Here is an 18,811-nt window from a genome sequence, read left to right as displayed (position 1 = left end):
TCCGGCAAAACGGCTCACGGCTGCACCAACAGCTTACGCTTGTCCTCCGGCAGGGTACTTACCGCCAGTTGATAAGAGGCATCCACCAGATAATAGATTTGCGAATCCGGTAGCGAACCGTCCAGGTAGACGGTGCTCCAGTGCGCTTTATTAAGATGTCGGCTTGGTCGCACATCGCTGTGTTGCTGGCGCAGCAACTCCGCCAGTTCAGGGCTGGTTTTCAAAGATACCGCCGGGCGATTTTCCACCTCTTTCACCATGGCAAAAAGCACATCTTCAACCTTGATTTGTGTGGCTTTCCAGTCACTGTGAACGCTCTGTTCCGCGCCTGTTTTTGCCATGCAATATTGCAGTAACTCCGAATTGGTCATCTTCTTATTCCCCTTTTAAGCATATTGCCCCACTGAGAACGTCTCTTACTCAGTTTGCAGCAAGTCCGCCAAAGGTAAAAGCCAGCAGCTCAATTTTGTTCAAAAAAACAGCGATTGAGAATCTTACCGGATGATGCCACTGTAGGCCTGATGGCGACGCTAATGCGTTTTATCAGTCCTGGGGCAAAAGGTTCCGCCGGTTTTAATATTCCGAGTTCACAATCACCTCTTCCCCAAACGCGCCGGCCTGTGGCAACGGTTTATAGGTAGAGTTGGAGGCGCGCAGGATGCGGATGCCACGAATGCCCGCGTCACGGGCTGCCGTAATGTCATTGTCGGAGTCGCCGTAGAAGATGCGGATATTTTTCTCCTGTAGCCACTGCGTTTTGGTGTTCTGGCCCGGCTTGTCGCCTGCAAAAATCACAGGATTCATATTGGCTGCGGGAATGTGGAAATCATCAGCCAGCGTTTTCGAGACGGTTTCGGTTTTCGTCTGGCTCCGCCCCGTGACAAAAAAGATGCTGTCGCCACGCCGGACGTGCATATCAATAAGCAGACGCGCCACCTCTTTCGGAATGCTGAACTCATCCCAACCGTTGTTCATCTTCTCCCAGAATGCCGGATTTTTCAGATAATCCTCACTTTCTGGCGAATAGACTTTTTTGCCGCGCCAGAAGCCAGGGCTGGAAAACAGCACGGTGTCATCAATATCAAACCCGACAGCAATGGGAGGACGACCCGCCAGGCTATTTTCGATCTGCGCGACAGAAACCCAGTGGATGGGAGACTGCTCGGCGAGTTTCGCAACGTTGGTGCCAGGATTTAGCGGCGACGGCGAGGACGCCAGGGCGATTGCTGAATTATTTAACGTGAAAAGTAAACAAAAGGCGCTCAAGGCCAGGGTTATCTTGCGCATATTTTTCCCTAAATAGTCAGTTAGTTATGATTTTTAATTATATTGACTGGTCAAAAAACTCTCTGACCATAACCCCAGCGGCAGGTGAAAGGAAGAATTTTCTGCGGTTTTGTTACAGAAAAAGAGGATGATCACATATGAATGGAGGGGGCAGCGCTACCGCTTACCGGGCCTACGAGTTGCTTTGTAGGCCGGATAAGGCAACGCCGCCATCCGGCAGGTCGCCCCCGGGCCTACGGGCTGCTTTGTAGGCCGGATAAGGCAACGCCGCCATCCGGCAACACAATCACTTACATCACCGCAGCAAACGCCTTCGCCACGCGCTGGACATTGCCGGAATTCAGACCCGCTACGCACATGCGCCCGCTGGCGATCAGGTAGACGCCGAACTCATCACGCAGACGGTCCACCTGTGCAACGCTCAGGCCGGTATAGCTGAACATGCCGCGCTGTTGCAGCAGATAATCAAAGTTACGGCCCGGTATCTCGGCGTTCAGGACATTCACCAGTTCCTGACGCATCGCCAGGATACGCGTGCGCATTGCTTCCACTTCCGCCAGCCAGCTGGCTTTGAGCGCCTCATCGTTCAGTACGGCGGCAACCACCTGCGCGCCAAAATTCGGCGGGCTGGAGTAGTTACGGCGCACGGTGGCTTTGAGCTGACCCAACACGCGGCCAGCGGCCTCAGCGTCTTCACAGACCACCGAAAGCCCGCCCACACGCTCGCCATACAGCGAGAAGATCTTCGAGAAAGAGTTACTGACCAGCGCGGGCAATCCGGCGCTGGCAATAGTGCGAATTGCGTAGGCATCATCTTCCATACCTGCGCCAAATCCCTGATAGGCAATGTCGAGGAACGGAATCAACTCGCGCGCTTTCAGGATCTCAATAATCGCGTCCCACTGCGAATGGGTTAAATCGGCACCGGTCGGGTTATGGCAGCACGGATGCAGCAGCACAATACTGCGAGCAGGCAAGGTGTTGAGGGTCGTCAGCAAGTCGTTGAAACGCACGCCGTTAGTGGCGTTGTCATACCAGGGGTAAGTACTTACTTCGAAACCTGCGCCTTCAAAAATTGCGATGTGGTTTTCCCAGGTCGGGTCACTGACCCACACGGCGGATTCAGGAAAATAACGTTTCAGGAAATCCGCCCCTACCTTCAGCGCGCCGGAACCGCCCAGCGTCTGAATTGTCGCCACGCGTTGCTGCTGAAGAACCGGATGATCGGCGCCAAACAGCAACGGCGCAATGGTATGGCGATAGGTATTGAGACCTTCCATTGGCAGGTACAGCGACGCGCCGTGCGGCTGCGCATTAATCCGGGCTTCCGCTTCGGCAACGGCTTTAAGCTGAGGAATAATGCCCTCTTCGTTGTAATACAGACCGATGCTGAGATTCACTTTGTCGCTACGCGAATCCTCTTTGAAACGCTCCATAAGCGAAAGAATCGGGTCGCCAGCGTAGGCGTCAACTTTTTGAAACACGCTGTGGTTCTCCAGGTTTACAGGCAGGGGGTTAAAACACAATAAACCGGAAGCGAGAGAAGATCGAGAGGATGTTGATGTGAATATCGCCGGATGGCGGGGGTATCCGCCTTATCCGGCCTGGGATCAATGCGCCACCCGGCACGCATTAATCGATGTACTTCATCGCAACCCTTGATGTCAGGCGTGTGATAAGTTCGTAAGCACTCACTTTTGTCATTTCCGCAATGCGCTCAACGGGCAGACCTTCACCCCACAAAATGACCGGATCGCCTGCTTTGTCCTGCGCCTGAGGGCCTAAATCGACGCAGATCATGTCCATCGCCACGCGACCGACAATCGTCACTTCCCGACCGTTAACCAGCACCGGCGTACCGGACGGCGCCGCACGCGGATAACCATCGCCATAGCCCATAGCAACCACGCCCAGACACGTATCGCGCTCGCTGATCCATGTGCCGCCGTAGCCCACCGGTTCGCCCGCTTTATGCTCGCGAACGGCAATGAGGCTGGAGGCTAGCGACATGACCGGCTGGCAGCCAAAATCTTCGCCAGTTGACTGATTTTCCAGCGGCGAGACGCCGTAGAGGATGATGCCCGGTCGCGCCCAGTCAAAATGAGACTGTGGCCACAGCAGGATGCCGCCGGAAGCGGCGATGGAACGTTGCCCCGGTTTACCTTCGCAGAAGGTATTAAAAATATCGAGTTGCTGCTCGGTCGCACCGCATTCCGGCTCATCGGCGCGGGCGAAATGGCTGACGATATTTACCGGCTGGCGCACGTTTTTACACTGCGTAAGCCGTTGATAAAACGCTTCGGCTTTTTCAGGACGCACGCCCAGACGATGCATTCCCGTATCCAGTTTCATCCACACCGTTACCGGTTCATCCAGCCCGGCGGCTTCCAGCGCGGCAAGCTGTTCTTCATTATGCACGGCGGTATGCAGATGCTGCGCAGAGATGACTGGCAGATCGGTGGCTTCAAAAAAACCTTCCAGCAACAGAATGGGCTGCGTGATCCCGCCCGCCCGCAGGCGCAGGGCTTCTTCAAGGCGGGCGACGCCGAACGCGTCGGCATCAGGGAGCGTTCGCGCGGTCTCCAGAAGACCGTGTCCGTAAGCGTTCGCTTTCACGACCGCAACCAGCTTGCTGGCAGGCGCCAGTTCACGCAGACGTTGCAGATTGTGTCGCAGAGCGCGGCGGTTAATGACTACAGTTGCCGCTTGCATTTGAATTCCTTATAAAAAGAATCGCCAAAATCATTCGCGTTGCAGGACAAAACGCGCTGTCCCCGAAGGGGTAAGCGGGCGCAGTCAACGCATCTGCGGCGTGAATGATGAAGGAGATTTACTCGTCGTCGTATTGCGGTCCCGCATAGTTATCGAAACGCGACCATTGCCCGTTAAACGTCAGACGTACCGTACCGATTGGGCCGTTACGTTGTTTACCAATAATAATTTCTGCGATGCCTTTTAAGTCGCTGTTTTCGTGATAAACCTCGTCACGATAGATAAACATGATCAAGTCGGCATCCTGCTCGATGGAGCCGGATTCACGCAGATCCGAGTTGACCGGGCGTTTATCGGCGCGTTGTTCCAGAGAGCGGTTAAGCTGCGACAGCGCCACCACCGGCACCTGTAGCTCTTTTGCCAGCGCTTTCAGCGAGCGGGAGATTTCCGCGATTTCCAGCGTACGGTTATCGGAGAGCGACGGCACGCGCATCAGTTGCAGGTAGTCGATCATGATCAGGCTTAACCCGCCATGTTCACGGTAGATACGACGGGCGCGCGAGCGAACTTCCGTCGGCGTCAGGCCGGATGAATCGTCAATATACATATTGCGCTTCTCCAGCAGGATGCCCATCGTACCGGAAATACGTGCCCAGTCTTCGTCATCCAGCTGACCCGTACGAATGCGCGTCTGGTCCACGCGCGACAGCGACGCCAGCATACGCATCATAATCTGTTCGCCGGGCATCTCCAGACTGAAGATCAGTACCGGTTTCTCCTGCAACATCGCGGCGTTTTCGCAGAGGTTCATCGCAAATGTCGTTTTACCCATCGACGGACGCGCCGCAACGATGATCAGATCCGAGCGCTGCAAACCGGCGGTTTTTTTGTTTAAGTCCTGATAACCGGTATCGACCCCTGTCACACCGTCATGCGGCTGCTGGAAAAGGGTTTCAATGCGCGCCACGGTCGCATCGAGGATTTGATCGATGCTTTTCGGGCCTTCGTCTTTATTGGCGCGGTTTTCCGCAATCTGGAAAACGCGAGATTCCGCGAGATCCAGCAGCTCGTCGCTGTTGCGCCCCTGCGGATCGTAACCCGCATCGGCAATTTCATGGGCGACGGAAATCATATCGCGAACAACGGCACGTTCGCGGACAATATCCGCATAAGCGCTGATGTTCGCCGCACTTGGCGTATTTTTGGATAACTCCGCCAGGTAAGCAAAACCACCAACGCTGTCCAGCTGCCCCTGAATTTCCAGCGACTCCGCCAGCGTGATCAAGTCAATGGGTTTCCCCATTTCCTGTAAACGGTGCATTTCGGTAAAAATATGCCGGTGCGGCCGGGTATAAAAGTCATCCGCCACTACGCGTTCGGCGACATCGTCCCAGCGTTCGTTATCCAGCATTAAACCGCCCAACACCGACTGTTCCGCTTCAATCGAGTGCGGCGGCACTTTCAGCCCGTCAACCTGCAAATCACGGTCACGCGCATCAGTCTGTTGTTTGTTGAAGGGTTTATTTCCTGCCATAGTGAATGGAGTTACCGAGATAAAGAATGGGTCGAAACTTTACCATATAAGTGGACCCTTACGATACGTTCTGGAGGAAGCATGGCAACACGAATTGAATTTCACAAGCACGGTGGCCCTGACGTCCTGAAAGCAGTGGACTTTTCCCCTGTAGACCCGGCAGAAAACGAAATCCAGGTCGAAAATAAAGCGATTGGCATCAACTACATTGATACCTATATTCGCAGCGGGCTCTATCCACCGCCATCCCTGCCCAGCGGGTTGGGCACCGAAGCGGCGGGCGTGGTGAGTAAAGTCGGCAGCAACGTTAAACATATTAAAGCAGGCGACCGCGTCGTTTATGCCCAGTCTGCGCTCGGGGCTTACAGTTCGGTACACAATGTTCCCGCCGATAAGGCCGCCATTCTCCCTAAAGCGATCTCTTTCGAGCAGGCTGCCGCCTCTTTTCTGAAAGGGTTAACGGTCTTTTATCTGCTGCGCAAGACCTATGAGGTTAAACCCGACGAACCGTTTTTGTTCCATGCCGCCGCCGGGGGCGTGGGCCTTATCGCCTGCCAGTGGGCTAAAGCGCTGGGCGCGAAACTTATCGGCACGGTAGGCAGCGCGCAGAAAGCGCAAATTGCCTTACAGGCTGGCGCATGGAAAGTGATTAATTATCGTGAAGAAAATATCGCTGAACGGGTGAAAGAGATTACCGGCGGCAAAAAAGTACGGGTGGTTTACGATTCAGTCGGGAAAGATACCTGGGAAGCGTCGCTGGATTGCCTGCAACGCCGGGGGCTGATGGTGAGTTTTGGTAACGCTTCCGGCCCGGTGACCGGCGTTAACTTAGGCATCCTGAACCAAAAAGGCTCGCTGTACGTCACTCGCCCTTCTCTTCAGGGTTATATCACCAGTCGCGATGAATTGACCGAAGCCAGCAACGAGCTGTTTTCACTGATTGCCAGCGGCGTGATAAAAGTCGAGGTCGCGGAGAATCAGAAATACGCGTTGAAAGATGCGCAGCGCGCGCATGAGGTGCTGGAAAGCCGGGCAACGCAGGGATCGAGCCTGCTCATTCCGTAGTATGACAGGGAAAAGAATTAGGGCTTCCACATGGGAAGCCCTTTCTTTTTTAGTTCGGCTGTATGTAGGGTACAGCTCGATGAATTCATTAGCCGCGCAATAGTGACAGATTTGATAATCAATTCCTATTTGCTTCTAAGAAGAAAGTTACAGGTTGTGATCCTCTGCACAATACCTTAGTAAAACCGACGGTTATTGCGCTGATACTGTGGGATTTTTGGCGTTTTTACCGCTTTGATGACCCACACCACGGCAACAGCCAACAGCAACCACGGCAGCAGTTTGATCACCAACGCAAACATCCCGCCCAGGAACATCACGGCGGTCGCCACCATCAGCGCGGCCAGAATTCCCAACAATGACACGCCGGTGGCCATCAGCATGATAAAAAAGCCCATCACAAAAAGTAGTTCCAGCATGATTCCCCCTGAATATGGAATGCCCGGTGGCGTAGCGCTTTGCGGGCCGACATATTCAGACCATTACAAGAAACATGCCAAAATTAATCTATTGATTTGCAAACAAAACGCCCCGCGACTGTGCGCAGGGCGTGGTGAAATTGACTAACTTTTAGTGAGAACTTAACGCTTATCCGCCACCCGTTTCAGCGCATGTTCCAGCACGTCAATGTCGGCGCCTGCTTTATGGGCATTTTCGCTCAGATAACGGCGCCACTGGCGCGCGCCAGGAATCCCCTGAAACAGCCCCAGCATATGACGGGTAATATGCCCGAGGTATGTCCCCTGGCTCAGTTCACGCTCAATGTACGGATACATGGCGCGAACGACAGCCACAGGATCGGCATCCGCCGTGGTCGCGCCAAAGATTTCACGGTCAACGGAGGCCAGAATACCCGGGTTTTGATAGGCTTCGCGCCCGATCATCACGCCATCCATATGCTCCAGATGCGCTTTCGCCTCTTCCAGCGACGTAATACCGCCGTTGATGGACATGGTCAGATGCGGGAAGTCACGCTTTAACTGGTAAACGCGCGGGTAATCCAGCGGCGGGATCTCGCGGTTTTCCTTCGGACTGAGCCCGGAGAGCCATGCCTTGCGCGCGTGGATAATAAACATCTCGCATTCGCCTTTACCGGCGACCGTATTGATGAAGTCACAGAGAAATTCGTAGCTATCCTGATCGTCAATACCGATACGGGTTTTGACCGTTACCGGGATCGACACTACATCCCGCATCGCCTTCACGCAATCCGCCACCAGTTGCGCATTTCCCATCAGACAGGCGCCAAACATGCCGTTTTGTACACGGTCAGACGGGCAGCCTACGTTAAGGTTAATTTCGTCATATCCTCGCGCCTGCGCCAGTTTCGCGCATTGCGCCAGCGCAGCCGGATCGCTGCCGCCAAGCTGCAACGCCACCGGATGCTCTTCCTCGCTGTATGCCAGATAGTCGCCTTTGCCATGAATGATCGCCCCGGTAGTTACCATCTCGGTATAGAGCAACGTCTGGCGAGACAGCAGACGCAGGAAGTAGCGACAATGTCTGTCCGTCCAGTCGAGCATCGGCGCGATAGAAAAACGATGAGCAGGAAAAGCGAACTGTGATTCTGTAGACATGGCGAAATTTTAAGCATCTGGTGAATTTGGGGCGCTACTATAGCACAGCCCACTGAAAGATTAGCTGACGATATATCGTTAGGGCTGCTTCTCGGCGTTTTACGCAGAACATGGTAAAGTAGAAGATTAACCTTTCACGCAATCCGAGGTGCCACATGGAAAAGACCACCACGCAAGAGCTTTTAGCGCAAGCTGAAAAGCTCTGTGCGCAACGCAATGTGCGGCTGACACCCCAGCGCCTCGAAGTGTTGCGTCTGATGAGCCTGCAGGAAGGCGCGATCAGCGCCTATGACCTGCTGGATCTGCTGCGTGAAACGGAGCCGCAGGCCAAACCGCCGACGGTGTATCGTGCGCTCGATTTTCTGCTTGAGCAGGGTTTTGTTCACAAGGTCGAATCCACCAACAGCTACGTGCTCTGTCACCTGTTCGATCAGCCGACCCATAGCTCGGCCATGTTTATCTGCGACCGTTGTGGTGTGGTAAAAGAGGAGTGTGCTGAAGGCGTGGAAGACATTATGCATACGCTGGCGGCAAAAATGGGGTTCGCTCTGCGCCATAACGTGATTGAAGCACACGGGTTATGCCCGGCGTGTGTGGAAGTCGAAGCCTGTCGCCACCCCGGCGAGTGCCAGCACGACCATTCTATTCTGGTGAAGAAGAAACCACGTTAAATAAATCGGGCGGCTAATCCGCAGACGCCGCCCAAAGCAAGTACGTTGAACAGAGGGGAGTACGTCCTTGTACTCACGGGCAGGAGAAGTTGATTACCAGCGGTAGTCGTTACGGTTTTCCCATTCTTTCACTTCTTTTTCCGCCTCATCTTTTGCGTAACCATAGCGTTCCTGGACTTTACCCACCAGTTGATCACGCTTACCTTCGATGACTGTCATATCGTCATCGGTCAGTTTGCCCCATTGCTCTTTCACTTTACCTTTAAACTGTTTCCAGTTGCCGCCGATTTCGTCTTTATTCATCATCAAGTCCTCATCGTTCGGTTGTGAATAGCGGGAGAACGTCGCTCAAACGCATTACGTTTTCTGCTGAACGTGAGATTAATTGTAGTCAGTGATTCAGCCTTCGTTTTTTAATTCAGAGTTTTTAACCACCGGACTCAGGCAAACCAGGTCCCTTTTCGCCAGTGTCGCCGCCAGATAAATGCCAGAGAAAGCCCACGAAGCGCCAGAAAAACGGTTAGCGCAAGCCACAGTCCGTGGTTCCCCAGCAGCGGTATCGTCAGTAGGGTGAGCGCAAACCCGGCTGCGGCGACAGCCATGCTGTTACGCATTTCAGCCGCCCGCGTCGCCCCGATAAACATACCGTCCAGCAAATAGCACCAGACGCCCACCAACGGCAGAATCACCTGCCAGATAAGATAGCGATCGGCCAGAAGCTGAATCTGCGGCAGCGAAGTCAGCAGTGCGATGATGTACTCACCCGCCAGCACATAAACCAGCGCAAACAGCAGCGCCACAATTCCCGACTGGCGACACGCCGCCCGCCATACGTCCAGTAGCTGGCTGCCGTCCCGCGCGCCATAAGCCTGACCCGAATGGGCTTCTACCGCATAGGCGAAGCCGTCCAGCGCATAGGCAGTAAAGGTCAGCAACGTCATAAGAACGGCATTCACCGCAATGATATCGCTTCCCATACGGGCGCCCAGTACCGTGATTGCGCCAAAACAGAGTTGCAGCAGCAGCGAACGCAGCATGATGTCGCGATTAAGCGCCAGCAAACGACGGAAGTTCCCGCGCCAGGCCTGTTTCAACATACCGGGAGAGACACCGCGCAAACGAAGGACTTTGCGTACCATCAGCAGACCAATTAACAGCGTGGCATATTCAGCGATGACCGTCGCCAGCGCAGCTCCTTGCACGTTCATGTGCAGCCCCATAACCAGCCACAGGTCGAGGACGATGTTCAGGATATTCCCGACAATCAGCAGGATAACCGGCGCACGGGCGTACTGGGCGCCAAGCAGCCAACCAAGCAAAACCAGATTCGCCAGAGATGCCGGGGCGCTCAGCCAGCGGATCGCCAGAAAGCGTCTTGCCTGCTCCAGCACCGCTTCGCTACCGCCAACGATATGCAATGCCAGATCGATAATCGGCGTGCGCAGCAGCGCAATCAGTGCCCCCGCGCTCAGCGCCAGGATGAGTGGTTGCACCAACGCTCTCGCCAGCGCTTGCGGATTTTTCGCGCCAAAGGCCTGCGCCGTTAACCCGGTAGTGCTCATGCGTAAGAAGAGCAACAGCATGAAAAGGAAGCTGGTTGCGGTTGCGCCAATGGCAACACCACCCAAGTAGACGGGGCTATCGAGATGACCAATAACAGCCGTATCCACCAGACCCAGTAAGGGGACAGTGATGTTGGAAAAAATCATGGGTAAGGCGAGGCGCCAGAGTGCTTTATCAGAGGATGTGAAGAAAGGCATGCAGATGAGCCTGAGAAAAAGTCAAATAAACCAATCGATTAATCGCCGGATGGCGGCGTAAACGCTTTATCCGGCCTACGGTACTACGGATACATTTGCCGGATGGCGGCATAAACGCCTTATCTGGCCTACGGTACTACGGGTACATTTGCCGGATGGCGGCGTAAACGCCTTATCCGGCCTACGGTTCTACGGGTACATTTGCCGGATGGCGGCGTAAATGCCTTATCCGGCCTACGGGGATATTTGTAGGCCTGATAAGCGCAGCGCCATCAGGCGTTGTGCCGGCACCTGATTACAACCATTCACCGTTACGGATAACGCCTACCGCCAGTCCTTCGATGGTGAAGCTCTGCTCACGCAGGTCAACCACAATCGGTTTAAATTCGCTATTTTCTGGCAAAAGTTCAACTTTATTGCCCTGTTTTTTCAGGCGTTTTACCGTGACTTCATCGTCAATACGCGCCACAACCACCTGGCCGTTACGGACATCCTGGGTTTTATGCACCGCCAGCAGATCGCCGTCCATAATTCCGATATCTTTCATCGACATGCCGCTAACACGCAGCAGAAAATCAGCATTGGGTTTAAACAGCGAGGGATCGACCTGATAATGGCCTTCGATATGCTGCTGCGCCAGCAGCGGTTCACCGGCGGCGACACGACCGACCAACGGCAACCCTTCTTCTTCGTCCAGAAGCAGGCGAATACCGCGCGATGCGCCGGAAACAATTTCAATCACCCCTTTACGCGCCAGCGCTTTCAGGTGTTCTTCAGCGGCGTTTGGGGAACGGAACCCCAAACGCTGCGCGATCTCCGCACGCGTTGGTGGCATACCTGTCTGGCTGATGTGATCCCGAATGAGATCAAACACCTCTTGCTGCCTGGCCGTTAACGCTTTCATTCCGCCCCCTGGGTGTATATACAGTTATGCTGTGAGTATATACAGCTAAAGGTGATTTTGGAACCATAAACTGCGCAGAAAACAGGAGTTTTATACCGTTATGGAATCTTTATCGAAAAAACCTTAGCGGAAATGTGACCATAGCAGGAGACCCCAGGTCATCAGCGCGACGAAAATAGACAGCAGCACCGCCGCAGACCCCATGTCCTTCGCGCGGCCGGAGAGTTCATGGTATTCAGAGCCAATACGGTCAACAACAGCTTCAATGGCGCTGTTAAGGATTTCAACAATCATCACCAGCATCACGGAACCAATCAGCAATACGCGAGTAATGGCATCCACATCCAGCCAGCAGGCAATCAGCACACCTGCCAGCACGGCGATGCTTTCCTGGCGAAACGCCGCTTCGTTGACCCATGCGGCGCGAAAACCTTTCCAGGAATAGCCTGCGGCTTTAATGATTCGGGTGAATCCAGTGGTATTATTGGCCATTAAAAGAACCTTTTTGCATTATTAGCGTCAATGAAATTATATCGTTGGCCCGTATGATTCGGGCGACGGCAACGCAGCGCGAAGTATGACGGGATACACCAGAAATTCACCAGACTTTCTGATATCCTTGCAGCGCATTTGCATTATTAACCAGAGGCTTTACATCGTTTATGTCCGGCTGGCCACGAATTTACTACAAATTACTGAATTTACCATTAAGCGTGCTGGTAAAAAGCAAGTCTATTCCGGCAGATCCTGCCCCGGAGTTGGGGCTTGATACATCGCGCCCTATTATGTACGTATTGCCGTACAACTCCAAAGCAGACCTGCTGACGCTGCGCGCCCAGTGCCTGGCGCACGATCTTCCCGACCCGCTGGAGCCGCTGGAGATCGACGGAACGCTGCTGCCGCGTTATGTCTTTATTCACGGCGGGCCGCGTGTCTTCACCTATTACACGCCAAAAGAAGAGTCCATTAAGCTTTTCCACAACTATCTCGATCTCCACCGCAGCAATCCCGATCTGGATGTGCAAATGGTGCCGGTATCGGTGATGTTTGGCCGCTCTCCGGGGCGCGAAAAAGGAGAAGAGAACCCGCCTTTACGTATGCTGAACGGCGTGCAGAAATTCTTTGCCGTCTCCTGGCTGGGACGCGACAGCTTTGTTCGTTTCTCGCCGTCCGTGTCTTTGCGTCGGATGGCTGACGAACACGGCACTGACAAGACAATAGCGCAGAAACTGGCGCGCGTGGCGCGTATGCACTTCGCCCGTCAACGTCTGGCGGCGGTCGGGCCGCGTCTGCCAGCCCGTCAGGATCTGTTTAACAAGCTGCTGGCTTCAAAAGCCATCGCTCGCGCCGTGGAAGATGAAGCGCGCAGCAAAAAAATCTCCCATGAAAAGGCGCAGCAAAACGCCATTGCGCTGATGGAAGAGATTGCCGCCAACTTCTCCTACGAGATGATCCGTCTGACCGACCGTATTCTGGGCTTTACCTGGAACCGTCTTTATCAGGGGATTAACGTCCATAACGCCGAGCGCGTTCGTCAGTTGGCGCACGACGGGCATGAAATTGTCTATGTGCCCTGCCACCGCAGCCATATGGACTATATGCTGCTTTCCTACGTGCTGTATCACCAGGGGTTGGTGCCGCCGCATATCGCTGCGGGCATCAACCTGAACTTCTGGCCGGCGGGTCCGATTTTCCGCCGTCTGGGCGCGTTCTTTATTCGTCGTACCTTCAAGGGCAACAAGCTCTACTCCACCGTTTTCCGTGAATACCTGGGCGAGCTGTTCAGCCGTGGTTACTCGGTCGAATATTTCGTGGAAGGCGGTCGCTCGCGTACCGGTCGTCTGCTCGACCCGAAAACCGGCACGCTGTCGATGACCATTCAGGCGATGTTGCGCGGCGGCACACGTCCTATCACACTGGTGCCGATCTACATCGGCTATGAGCATGTGATGGAAGTGGGCACTTACGCCAAAGAACTGCGTGGCGCGACGAAAGAGAAAGAGAGCCTGCCGCAGATGCTGCGCGGCTTAAGCAAGCTGCGTAATCTGGGCCAGGGTTACGTCAACTTTGGCGAACCGATGCCATTGATGACTTACCTCAACCAGCATGTGCCGGAGTGGCGTGAATCCATCGATCCTATCGAGTCTATCCGCCCGGCCTGGCTGACGCCGACGGTGAATAACATTGCCGCCGATCTGATGGTGCGCATTAACAACGCAGGCGCGGCCAACGCCATGAACCTGTGCTGCACCGCGCTGCTGGCTTCCCGCCAGCGCTCTCTGACCCGTGAGCAACTGACTGAACAGCTCGACTGCTATCTGAGTCTGCTGCGCAACGTGCCGTACGCGGCGGATTCTACGGTTCCTGCGCAGAGCGCCAGTGAACTGATCGACCACGCCTTGCAGATGAACAAGTTTGAGGTCGAGAAAGACACCATCGGCGATATCATCATTCTACCGCGCGAGCAGGCCGTGTTGATGACCTACTATCGCAACAACATCGCGCATATGCTGGTTCTGCCTTCCCTGATGGCGGCCATCATTACCCAGCACCGCCACATCTCGCGTGACGCGCTGATGCAGCATGTTGACGTGCTCTATCCGATGCTGAAAGCGGAACTGTTCCTGCGCTGGGAACACGATGAGCTTGCCAGCGTGATTGACGCGCTGAGCAGTGAGATGCAACGTCAGGGGCTGATCGCCGTGCAGAACGATGAGCTGCATATCAATCCGGCACATTCTCGCACGCTGCAACTGCTGGCGGCTGGCGCGCGCGAAACACTGCAACGCTATGCCATCACCTTCTGGCTGCTGAGCGCGAATCCGTCGATCAACCGCAGTACGCTGGAAAAAGAGAGCCGCACGGTCGCGCAACGTCTTTCCGTTCTGCACGGCATTAACGCGCCGGAGTTCTTCGATAAAGCGGTGTTCAGTTCTCTGGTGCTGACTCTGCGTGATGAGAAATACATCAGCGATACCGGAGACGCCGAGCCTGAGCAGACGATGAAGGTGTATCAGATGTTGGCCGATTTGATCACGTCGGATGTGCGTCTGACCATTGAGAGCGCAACGCAGGGCGAGTGACAATAAAAAGCCGGGTGGCGGCTTCGCCCTACCCGGCCTACGTTCTGCGCAATATGTTATGTAGGCCCGGTAAGCGCTACCGGGCTTTTTTTCAGCCAACGTAACTCATCGCCAGCCCTAAAAACAGCACCAGGCCGACGTAGTTATTGTTCATAAACGCTTTAAAACAGGCTTCACGTTCGCGCCCGATAATCAGTTTCTGCTGATACACAAACAGCGCGCCGGCCACCAGCACCGACCAGTAATACCCCCAGCCCAGCCCGTTCAGCCAGCCAATCAGCGCCATTAGCGCCAGCACCGCAATCTGCAAAATCCCGATAATAAGTTTGTCATGTCGCCCGAACAGAATGGCCGTCGATTTAATGCCGATTTTCAGATCGTCGTCCCGGTCAACCATCGCATACTGCGTGTCGTAGGCCACCGCCCAGAGGATATTGGCCAGGAACATCAGCCAGCAGCTCAGCGGCACGGACTCACTCACCGCCGCAAACGCCATAGGAATAGACCAGCCGAACGCCGCGCCCAGCACAACCTGCGGCAAATGGGTGTAACGCTTCATGAAGGGATAGACCCACGCCAGCGCCAGCGCCGCAATCGACAGCAGAATGGTCATCGTATTCAGCGTTAACACCAGCAGGAAGGAGAGCGCTACCAGTACGACAAACAGCGTGCGCGCCTCTTTCTCCGTAACCGCCCCGCTGGGCAACGGTCGGTTGGCCGTGCGTTTCACATGTCCATCAAACTTACGATCGGCATAATCGTTGACCACGCAACCGGCGGCGCGCATTAACCAGACCCCGGCGACAAACACCGCCAGAATCCACAGTTGCGGTACTCCCGGCGTCGCTACCCACAGCGCCCATAATGTCGGCCAGAGCAGCAGTAAGGCGCCGATTGGCTTATCCGTACGCATCAGGCGGTGAAACGCCAACAGCTTATTCTGCGTCAGACTCCACTCCATTTTGTTTTCCTCTTAATACAACGGTGATGCGGGCAAAAACAGCTCGGTAAGCATCAGCGGCTTACCGCTCAGACGCAGGCGGGAACGACGCCCCCACAGTGCGGCATCACGACCAATCTCAATAAAATCTCGGGTCAACGTTGATGATGTAAACAGGTAGCGCCCTAACGGCGTTTTTCCCAGATTTTGTAAGGCCAGCTCAGGGCCGCACAACGTTGATTCAGGCACGACGGTACGCCCGGCAAGCCAGGGTTCGCCGTCTGCACATAACAAAATTTCACGTAACCAGTAGCGAGATTCGACCGGTAGCAGCGCCACCTCTTCAGCCACTTCATGTGGACCAACAAACGCTTCCCGAAGCAATGTCACGCTTACCCGTTTCCCTTCTTGCTCAAAACGTTTGGTCATGGAATCTTCCAGAAGTAACCAGTCGAGCAACCGGGAATCCAGCGCAGGAATCTCTTTAAAATAGCGCAGCGCACGCAGTTGCGTTAACGCAGGGTGTGACATGCCGTACTCTCCGTTTCATAACGTAAAGGCATTGTATCGCAGAAAAGAGATTACGGGAGGCGTAAACATAATTAAGTGATCGGTTGCGCAACAGAAGTGTAACAACTCGCATGGAATGCTAAAAAAAAGGTGCGCCAGGAGACGCACCAGTTGTTGCAAAATCAGCAATGTGGGGAGACGCTTACCCCTTGCCTTTTACACTGCTGATAAACGTGGAACGGGCAGATGTCGATCCCAGGCGTTCGGCTTCATCAAGCAGTTTCAGAGCTTTATCAACGTCACCTTTCGCTACCGCGTCCTTAATCGCATTGTTGAAGTAGCTTTCCGTGTCGTTCAGCATTGGCTCGCTTTTCTTCGCCGGGGCAGGCGCTGGCGCGGCAACGGCTGGTGCGGTATAGGCGGTCGCCGGTGCCGCAGTATTGCCGACGGTGACCGGTCCCGGACCGGAAGAACCAAACAGCGGGCCAACCAGTACGCTGGAGCTGCTGTTGGTTTTCACTTTCAGTTTCAGCAGGCCATCAGTCGTGTGGCGCGCGATCGGATCGGGAATATCCGGGACGGCATTACCCACGCCTTTCGCATACGCTTTTGCCGGGTCAAGCAGCGTGGTGGTCTGCTGGAGATCGTTATTGGTAGTAAACACCAGAACGTACAGCTTCTGCTGGCCCAGCGCAGGCGTCAGGCGCATCACCCCTTCCAGACGATCCGCGCTCATTACGCCGGGGGCCTGGTAGGTAAAGTAGCTGCTGGGGAAAAACGCTGAAGGCGTCAGGTTCTGGTCGAGAATCAGCACGTTCGGTGCAAATACGCTGGTTTGTTTGTTAACTTCGCTGCTCAATGTCAGCGTGAGCTCACCGATGTTCGCCGGTACGCTATACGCGGCAACCGGGCCTGTAATACCGGCGACGTCAAGCCGCTGACCACCGGTAGAAAGCTGTGTGGACTGCGTACTGGACTGGTCGACAGGCGTCCAGGTGAGTTGTTGTAGTGCGGCGGTCGGAATCGCAGGCGCTGCGCTGGTGTTTTGCGGAACATAGTTTACCTCCGCCAGGCTGATGCCTGGTGCGCTTGCCAGCAACCCCGCAGATAAACAAAGGGCGACGAGACTTTTCTTCATTTTCATTGTTATCACCTCAGATAGCACGGGTTCAGCGGTGGCCAGGCAATAGCGCGCTAAACCGCGAGAAACGGTGCAGATAATGCCGGATAGCGGCTACGCCTTATCCGGCCTGCATCTCGTTACCGGGGGACTTGCGCCCCCCTCGTTATGTCACGTATTACCACCAGATTTCCATCTGGGCGCCGAAGGACCACTCATCGTTGTCGCCACGGCTGGTTGTGTTGAAGCCGGAGTTATTCGATGCGGCATAACGCAATGTGTTATCGCCGTCTTTGATGTAACCCCATTTCTCATCCCACTTCGCGTAGGTTGCGAAGAGACGGATGGCCGGGCGGGACCAGATGCTGTCGCCAGCCTGCCATTGTTGCGCCAGGGTGATTTTGTACTGGTTGTTGCGATCGCCAGTCTGCTGAGATTTGACGTTGTCGTAACCGACTTCCAGCAGGGTGCTCATGATCGGCGTCCATTTGAACATCGGACGAACGCCTACGGTCCACCAGTCAGTACCCAGATCGTTATCCAGGTCCTGTTTCTGGAACATACCGACGTACATCAGGTCCCAACGGTCGCCCAGAGAGATCGCCCCGTGGTCCAGAATACGCCACAGCTTACCGTTGTTATTGACGTAACGATCGACATAGTGGAGCTGATCGTCGCCTTCGCCGATATCAAAAGTCGAGCCGTAAGAACCCTGAGGAATACCTTTACCCTGCGTGGTCATCGCGTCAGTGGCGTACTGAACCACAAACTTGTTGTAGCCCTTCAGCATGCTCTGGGTATGTTCAGCAGTGAACATCCAGCCGTCTTTAGATGCGCCGTCAGCCAGACGATAATCGTCAGTGGTGTTTGCGCGACCATAGTCGACACCCAGTTCCAGCACGCCGTCCGGGTTCGTTTCCAGACCGGCTAAACGCACGTCGAAGACGTCGTTGGCGGTGTCTTTAGAAGAGTTGTAAATATCCTGGCTGCTGAAGGTGTAGGAACCACCGGCTTCCTGAGAGCGGGTCGCTGCCAGAGACAGTTTACCGAAGCCCAGGTCGATGTTTTCGATACCCGCACCAGGACCAGAAATATCCCAGTAGTAGAAGTCGATCATGTGAACGTCATGACGCTGATAGAAGCGCTTACCCGCCCAGATGGTGGAGCCTGGCAGCCAGTCAATCAGGTTTTTACCCTGCACGTTGGCTTCACGGAACGCCGGATCGGTTGCTTCCCAGTCATTCTGTTGCGCTACGGAGTAGGCCACGTTAGTGTCGAAATAAAAGCTCTTGTCGCCTTCTTTCCACACTTCCTGACCCAGTTTCAATTCCGCATAGGTTTCACATTCGTTACCAAGACGGTATTTACTTTGAGCGCCAGTTGCCTGGAAACATTGTTGTTCGCCGCCACTACCCGTCCAGCCGATACCGGAACGAGCATAACCATGAAAATCCACTGCCATTGCCTGAGCAGACATAACGCCTGCTGCGACGGCAACCGCCAGAGGAAGTTTGCGCAGAGTAATCATTATTCTATCTCCTGAGATCATTGCTTTTCTTTAAACGCGTCCCCCTTCGGACTGCCTCTTTGTTGGCGGTGTTTTTTCACTTGCCGCCTCGATGCATCCTCGAATGGTTTTGCGTTTTGT

General features: G+C 54.6%; 18 protein-coding genes. 3 read left to right on the top strand and 15 right to left on the bottom strand.

Translation table 11 applies throughout. The annotated features are described in order from the left end of the window. Positions 1-14 precede the first annotated feature (14 nt). The 5 genes from OGX80_RS11995 to dnaB form a co-directional block, all read right to left on the bottom strand. Positions 15-371, bottom strand: coding sequence for an MmcQ/YjbR family DNA-binding protein (locus tag OGX80_RS11995; protein ID WP_012134615.1), 357 nt, complete (start codon positions 369-371; stop codon positions 15-17). Between the two features lie 202 nt (positions 372-573). After that, positions 574-1,287: an acid phosphatase AphA gene (gene aphA, locus OGX80_RS11990; protein ID WP_012134616.1), complete on the bottom strand. Its 714-nt coding sequence runs from the start codon at positions 1,285-1,287 to the stop codon at positions 574-576. A gap of 290 nt (positions 1,288-1,577) precedes the next feature. Further along, complete coding sequence (tyrB, locus tag OGX80_RS11985; RefSeq protein WP_115182209.1) at positions 1,578-2,771, bottom strand: aromatic amino acid transaminase; 1,194 nt, start codon at positions 2,769-2,771, stop codon at positions 1,578-1,580. A 148-nt stretch (positions 2,772-2,919) separates the two neighbouring features. Then, positions 2,920-3,999 (bottom strand): alanine racemase, encoded by a 1,080-nt coding sequence (gene alr, locus OGX80_RS11980; RefSeq protein ID WP_115182210.1) that lies wholly within the window; start codon positions 3,997-3,999, stop codon positions 2,920-2,922. 118 nt (positions 4,000-4,117) lie between these two features. Then, positions 4,118-5,533 carry a replicative DNA helicase gene (dnaB, locus tag OGX80_RS11975; RefSeq protein ID WP_012134629.1) on the bottom strand — a complete coding sequence of 472 codons (1,416 nt, stop codon included), beginning with the start codon at positions 5,531-5,533 and terminating at the stop codon, positions 4,118-4,120. 81 nt (positions 5,534-5,614) lie between these two features. Between dnaB and OGX80_RS11970 the strand changes: the two genes are divergently transcribed. Beyond that, complete coding sequence (locus OGX80_RS11970; RefSeq protein WP_115182211.1) at positions 5,615-6,598, top strand: quinone oxidoreductase; 984 nt, start codon at positions 5,615-5,617, stop codon at positions 6,596-6,598. A 176-nt stretch (positions 6,599-6,774) separates the two neighbouring features. Here OGX80_RS11970 and pspG read toward each other — a convergent pair whose 3' ends face one another. Together pspG and dusA are read right to left on the bottom strand one after the other, a co-directional pair. Next, positions 6,775-7,017 (bottom strand): envelope stress response protein PspG, encoded by a 243-nt coding sequence (gene pspG / locus OGX80_RS11965; protein WP_012134631.1) that lies wholly within the window; start codon positions 7,015-7,017, stop codon positions 6,775-6,777. A 162-nt stretch (positions 7,018-7,179) separates the two neighbouring features. After that, a complete protein-coding gene (gene dusA / locus OGX80_RS11960) occupies positions 7,180-8,175 on the bottom strand; it encodes a tRNA dihydrouridine(20/20a) synthase DusA (protein ID WP_047459672.1) in 996 nt (331 codons plus the stop codon). A 155-nt stretch (positions 8,176-8,330) separates the two neighbouring features. Between dusA and zur the strand changes: the two genes are divergently transcribed. After that, positions 8,331-8,846: a zinc uptake transcriptional repressor Zur gene (zur, locus tag OGX80_RS11955; RefSeq protein ID WP_012134638.1), complete on the top strand. Its 516-nt coding sequence runs from the start codon at positions 8,331-8,333 to the stop codon at positions 8,844-8,846. 93 nt (positions 8,847-8,939) lie between these two features. Here the strand turns inward: zur and OGX80_RS11950 are convergent, their stop codons facing one another. The 4 genes from OGX80_RS11950 to OGX80_RS11935 form a co-directional block, all read right to left on the bottom strand. Continuing rightward, positions 8,940-9,149 (bottom strand): CsbD family protein, encoded by a 210-nt coding sequence (locus OGX80_RS11950; RefSeq protein WP_024130835.1) that lies wholly within the window; start codon positions 9,147-9,149, stop codon positions 8,940-8,942. 137 nt (positions 9,150-9,286) lie between these two features. Continuing rightward, positions 9,287-10,606 carry an MATE family efflux transporter DinF gene (gene dinF, locus OGX80_RS11945; protein ID WP_115182230.1) on the bottom strand — a complete coding sequence of 440 codons (1,320 nt, stop codon included), beginning with the start codon at positions 10,604-10,606 and terminating at the stop codon, positions 9,287-9,289. Between the two features lie 295 nt (positions 10,607-10,901). Further along, complete coding sequence (gene lexA, locus OGX80_RS11940; RefSeq protein ID WP_012134642.1) at positions 10,902-11,510, bottom strand: transcriptional repressor LexA; 609 nt, start codon at positions 11,508-11,510, stop codon at positions 10,902-10,904. Between the two features lie 123 nt (positions 11,511-11,633). After that, entirely contained in the window at positions 11,634-12,002 is a 369-nt protein-coding gene (locus OGX80_RS11935) for a diacylglycerol kinase (protein ID WP_012134643.1), read from the bottom strand. Between the two features lie 170 nt (positions 12,003-12,172). On the opposite strand from OGX80_RS11935, the gene plsB reads away from it, so the two are divergent. After that, complete coding sequence (gene plsB / locus OGX80_RS11930) at positions 12,173-14,593, top strand: glycerol-3-phosphate 1-O-acyltransferase PlsB (protein WP_115182231.1); 2,421 nt, start codon at positions 12,173-12,175, stop codon at positions 14,591-14,593. Positions 14,594-14,684: 91 nt separating this feature from the next. Here plsB and ubiA read toward each other — a convergent pair whose 3' ends face one another. The 4 genes from ubiA to OGX80_RS11910 all read right to left on the bottom strand — a co-directional run bounded on the left by ubiA (position 14,685) and on the right by OGX80_RS11910 (position 18,694). After that, on the bottom strand, positions 14,685-15,554 hold the full coding sequence (ubiA, locus tag OGX80_RS11925; RefSeq protein ID WP_049011994.1) for a 4-hydroxybenzoate octaprenyltransferase: 870 nt from the start codon (positions 15,552-15,554) through the stop codon (positions 14,685-14,687). A gap of 12 nt (positions 15,555-15,566) precedes the next feature. Beyond that, positions 15,567-16,064 carry a chorismate lyase gene (gene ubiC / locus OGX80_RS11920; RefSeq protein WP_012134646.1) on the bottom strand — a complete coding sequence of 166 codons (498 nt, stop codon included), beginning with the start codon at positions 16,062-16,064 and terminating at the stop codon, positions 15,567-15,569. A gap of 181 nt (positions 16,065-16,245) precedes the next feature. Next, positions 16,246-17,187 carry a maltose operon protein MalM gene (gene malM / locus OGX80_RS11915; RefSeq protein WP_115182232.1) on the bottom strand — a complete coding sequence of 314 codons (942 nt, stop codon included), beginning with the start codon at positions 17,185-17,187 and terminating at the stop codon, positions 16,246-16,248. A gap of 154 nt (positions 17,188-17,341) precedes the next feature. Beyond that, a complete protein-coding gene (locus OGX80_RS11910; RefSeq protein WP_024130837.1) occupies positions 17,342-18,694 on the bottom strand; it encodes a maltoporin in 1,353 nt (450 codons plus the stop codon). Positions 18,695-18,811 lie beyond the last annotated feature (117 nt).

Origin of the sequence: Citrobacter sp. CK194 (assembly GCF_030333395.1) — a bacterium.
GTDB lineage: Bacteria > Pseudomonadota > Gammaproteobacteria > Enterobacterales > Enterobacteriaceae > Citrobacter_B > Citrobacter_B koseri.
The sequence above is the reverse complement of the archived record's forward strand: the minus strand, read 5'-3'. Positions and strand labels throughout refer to the sequence as shown.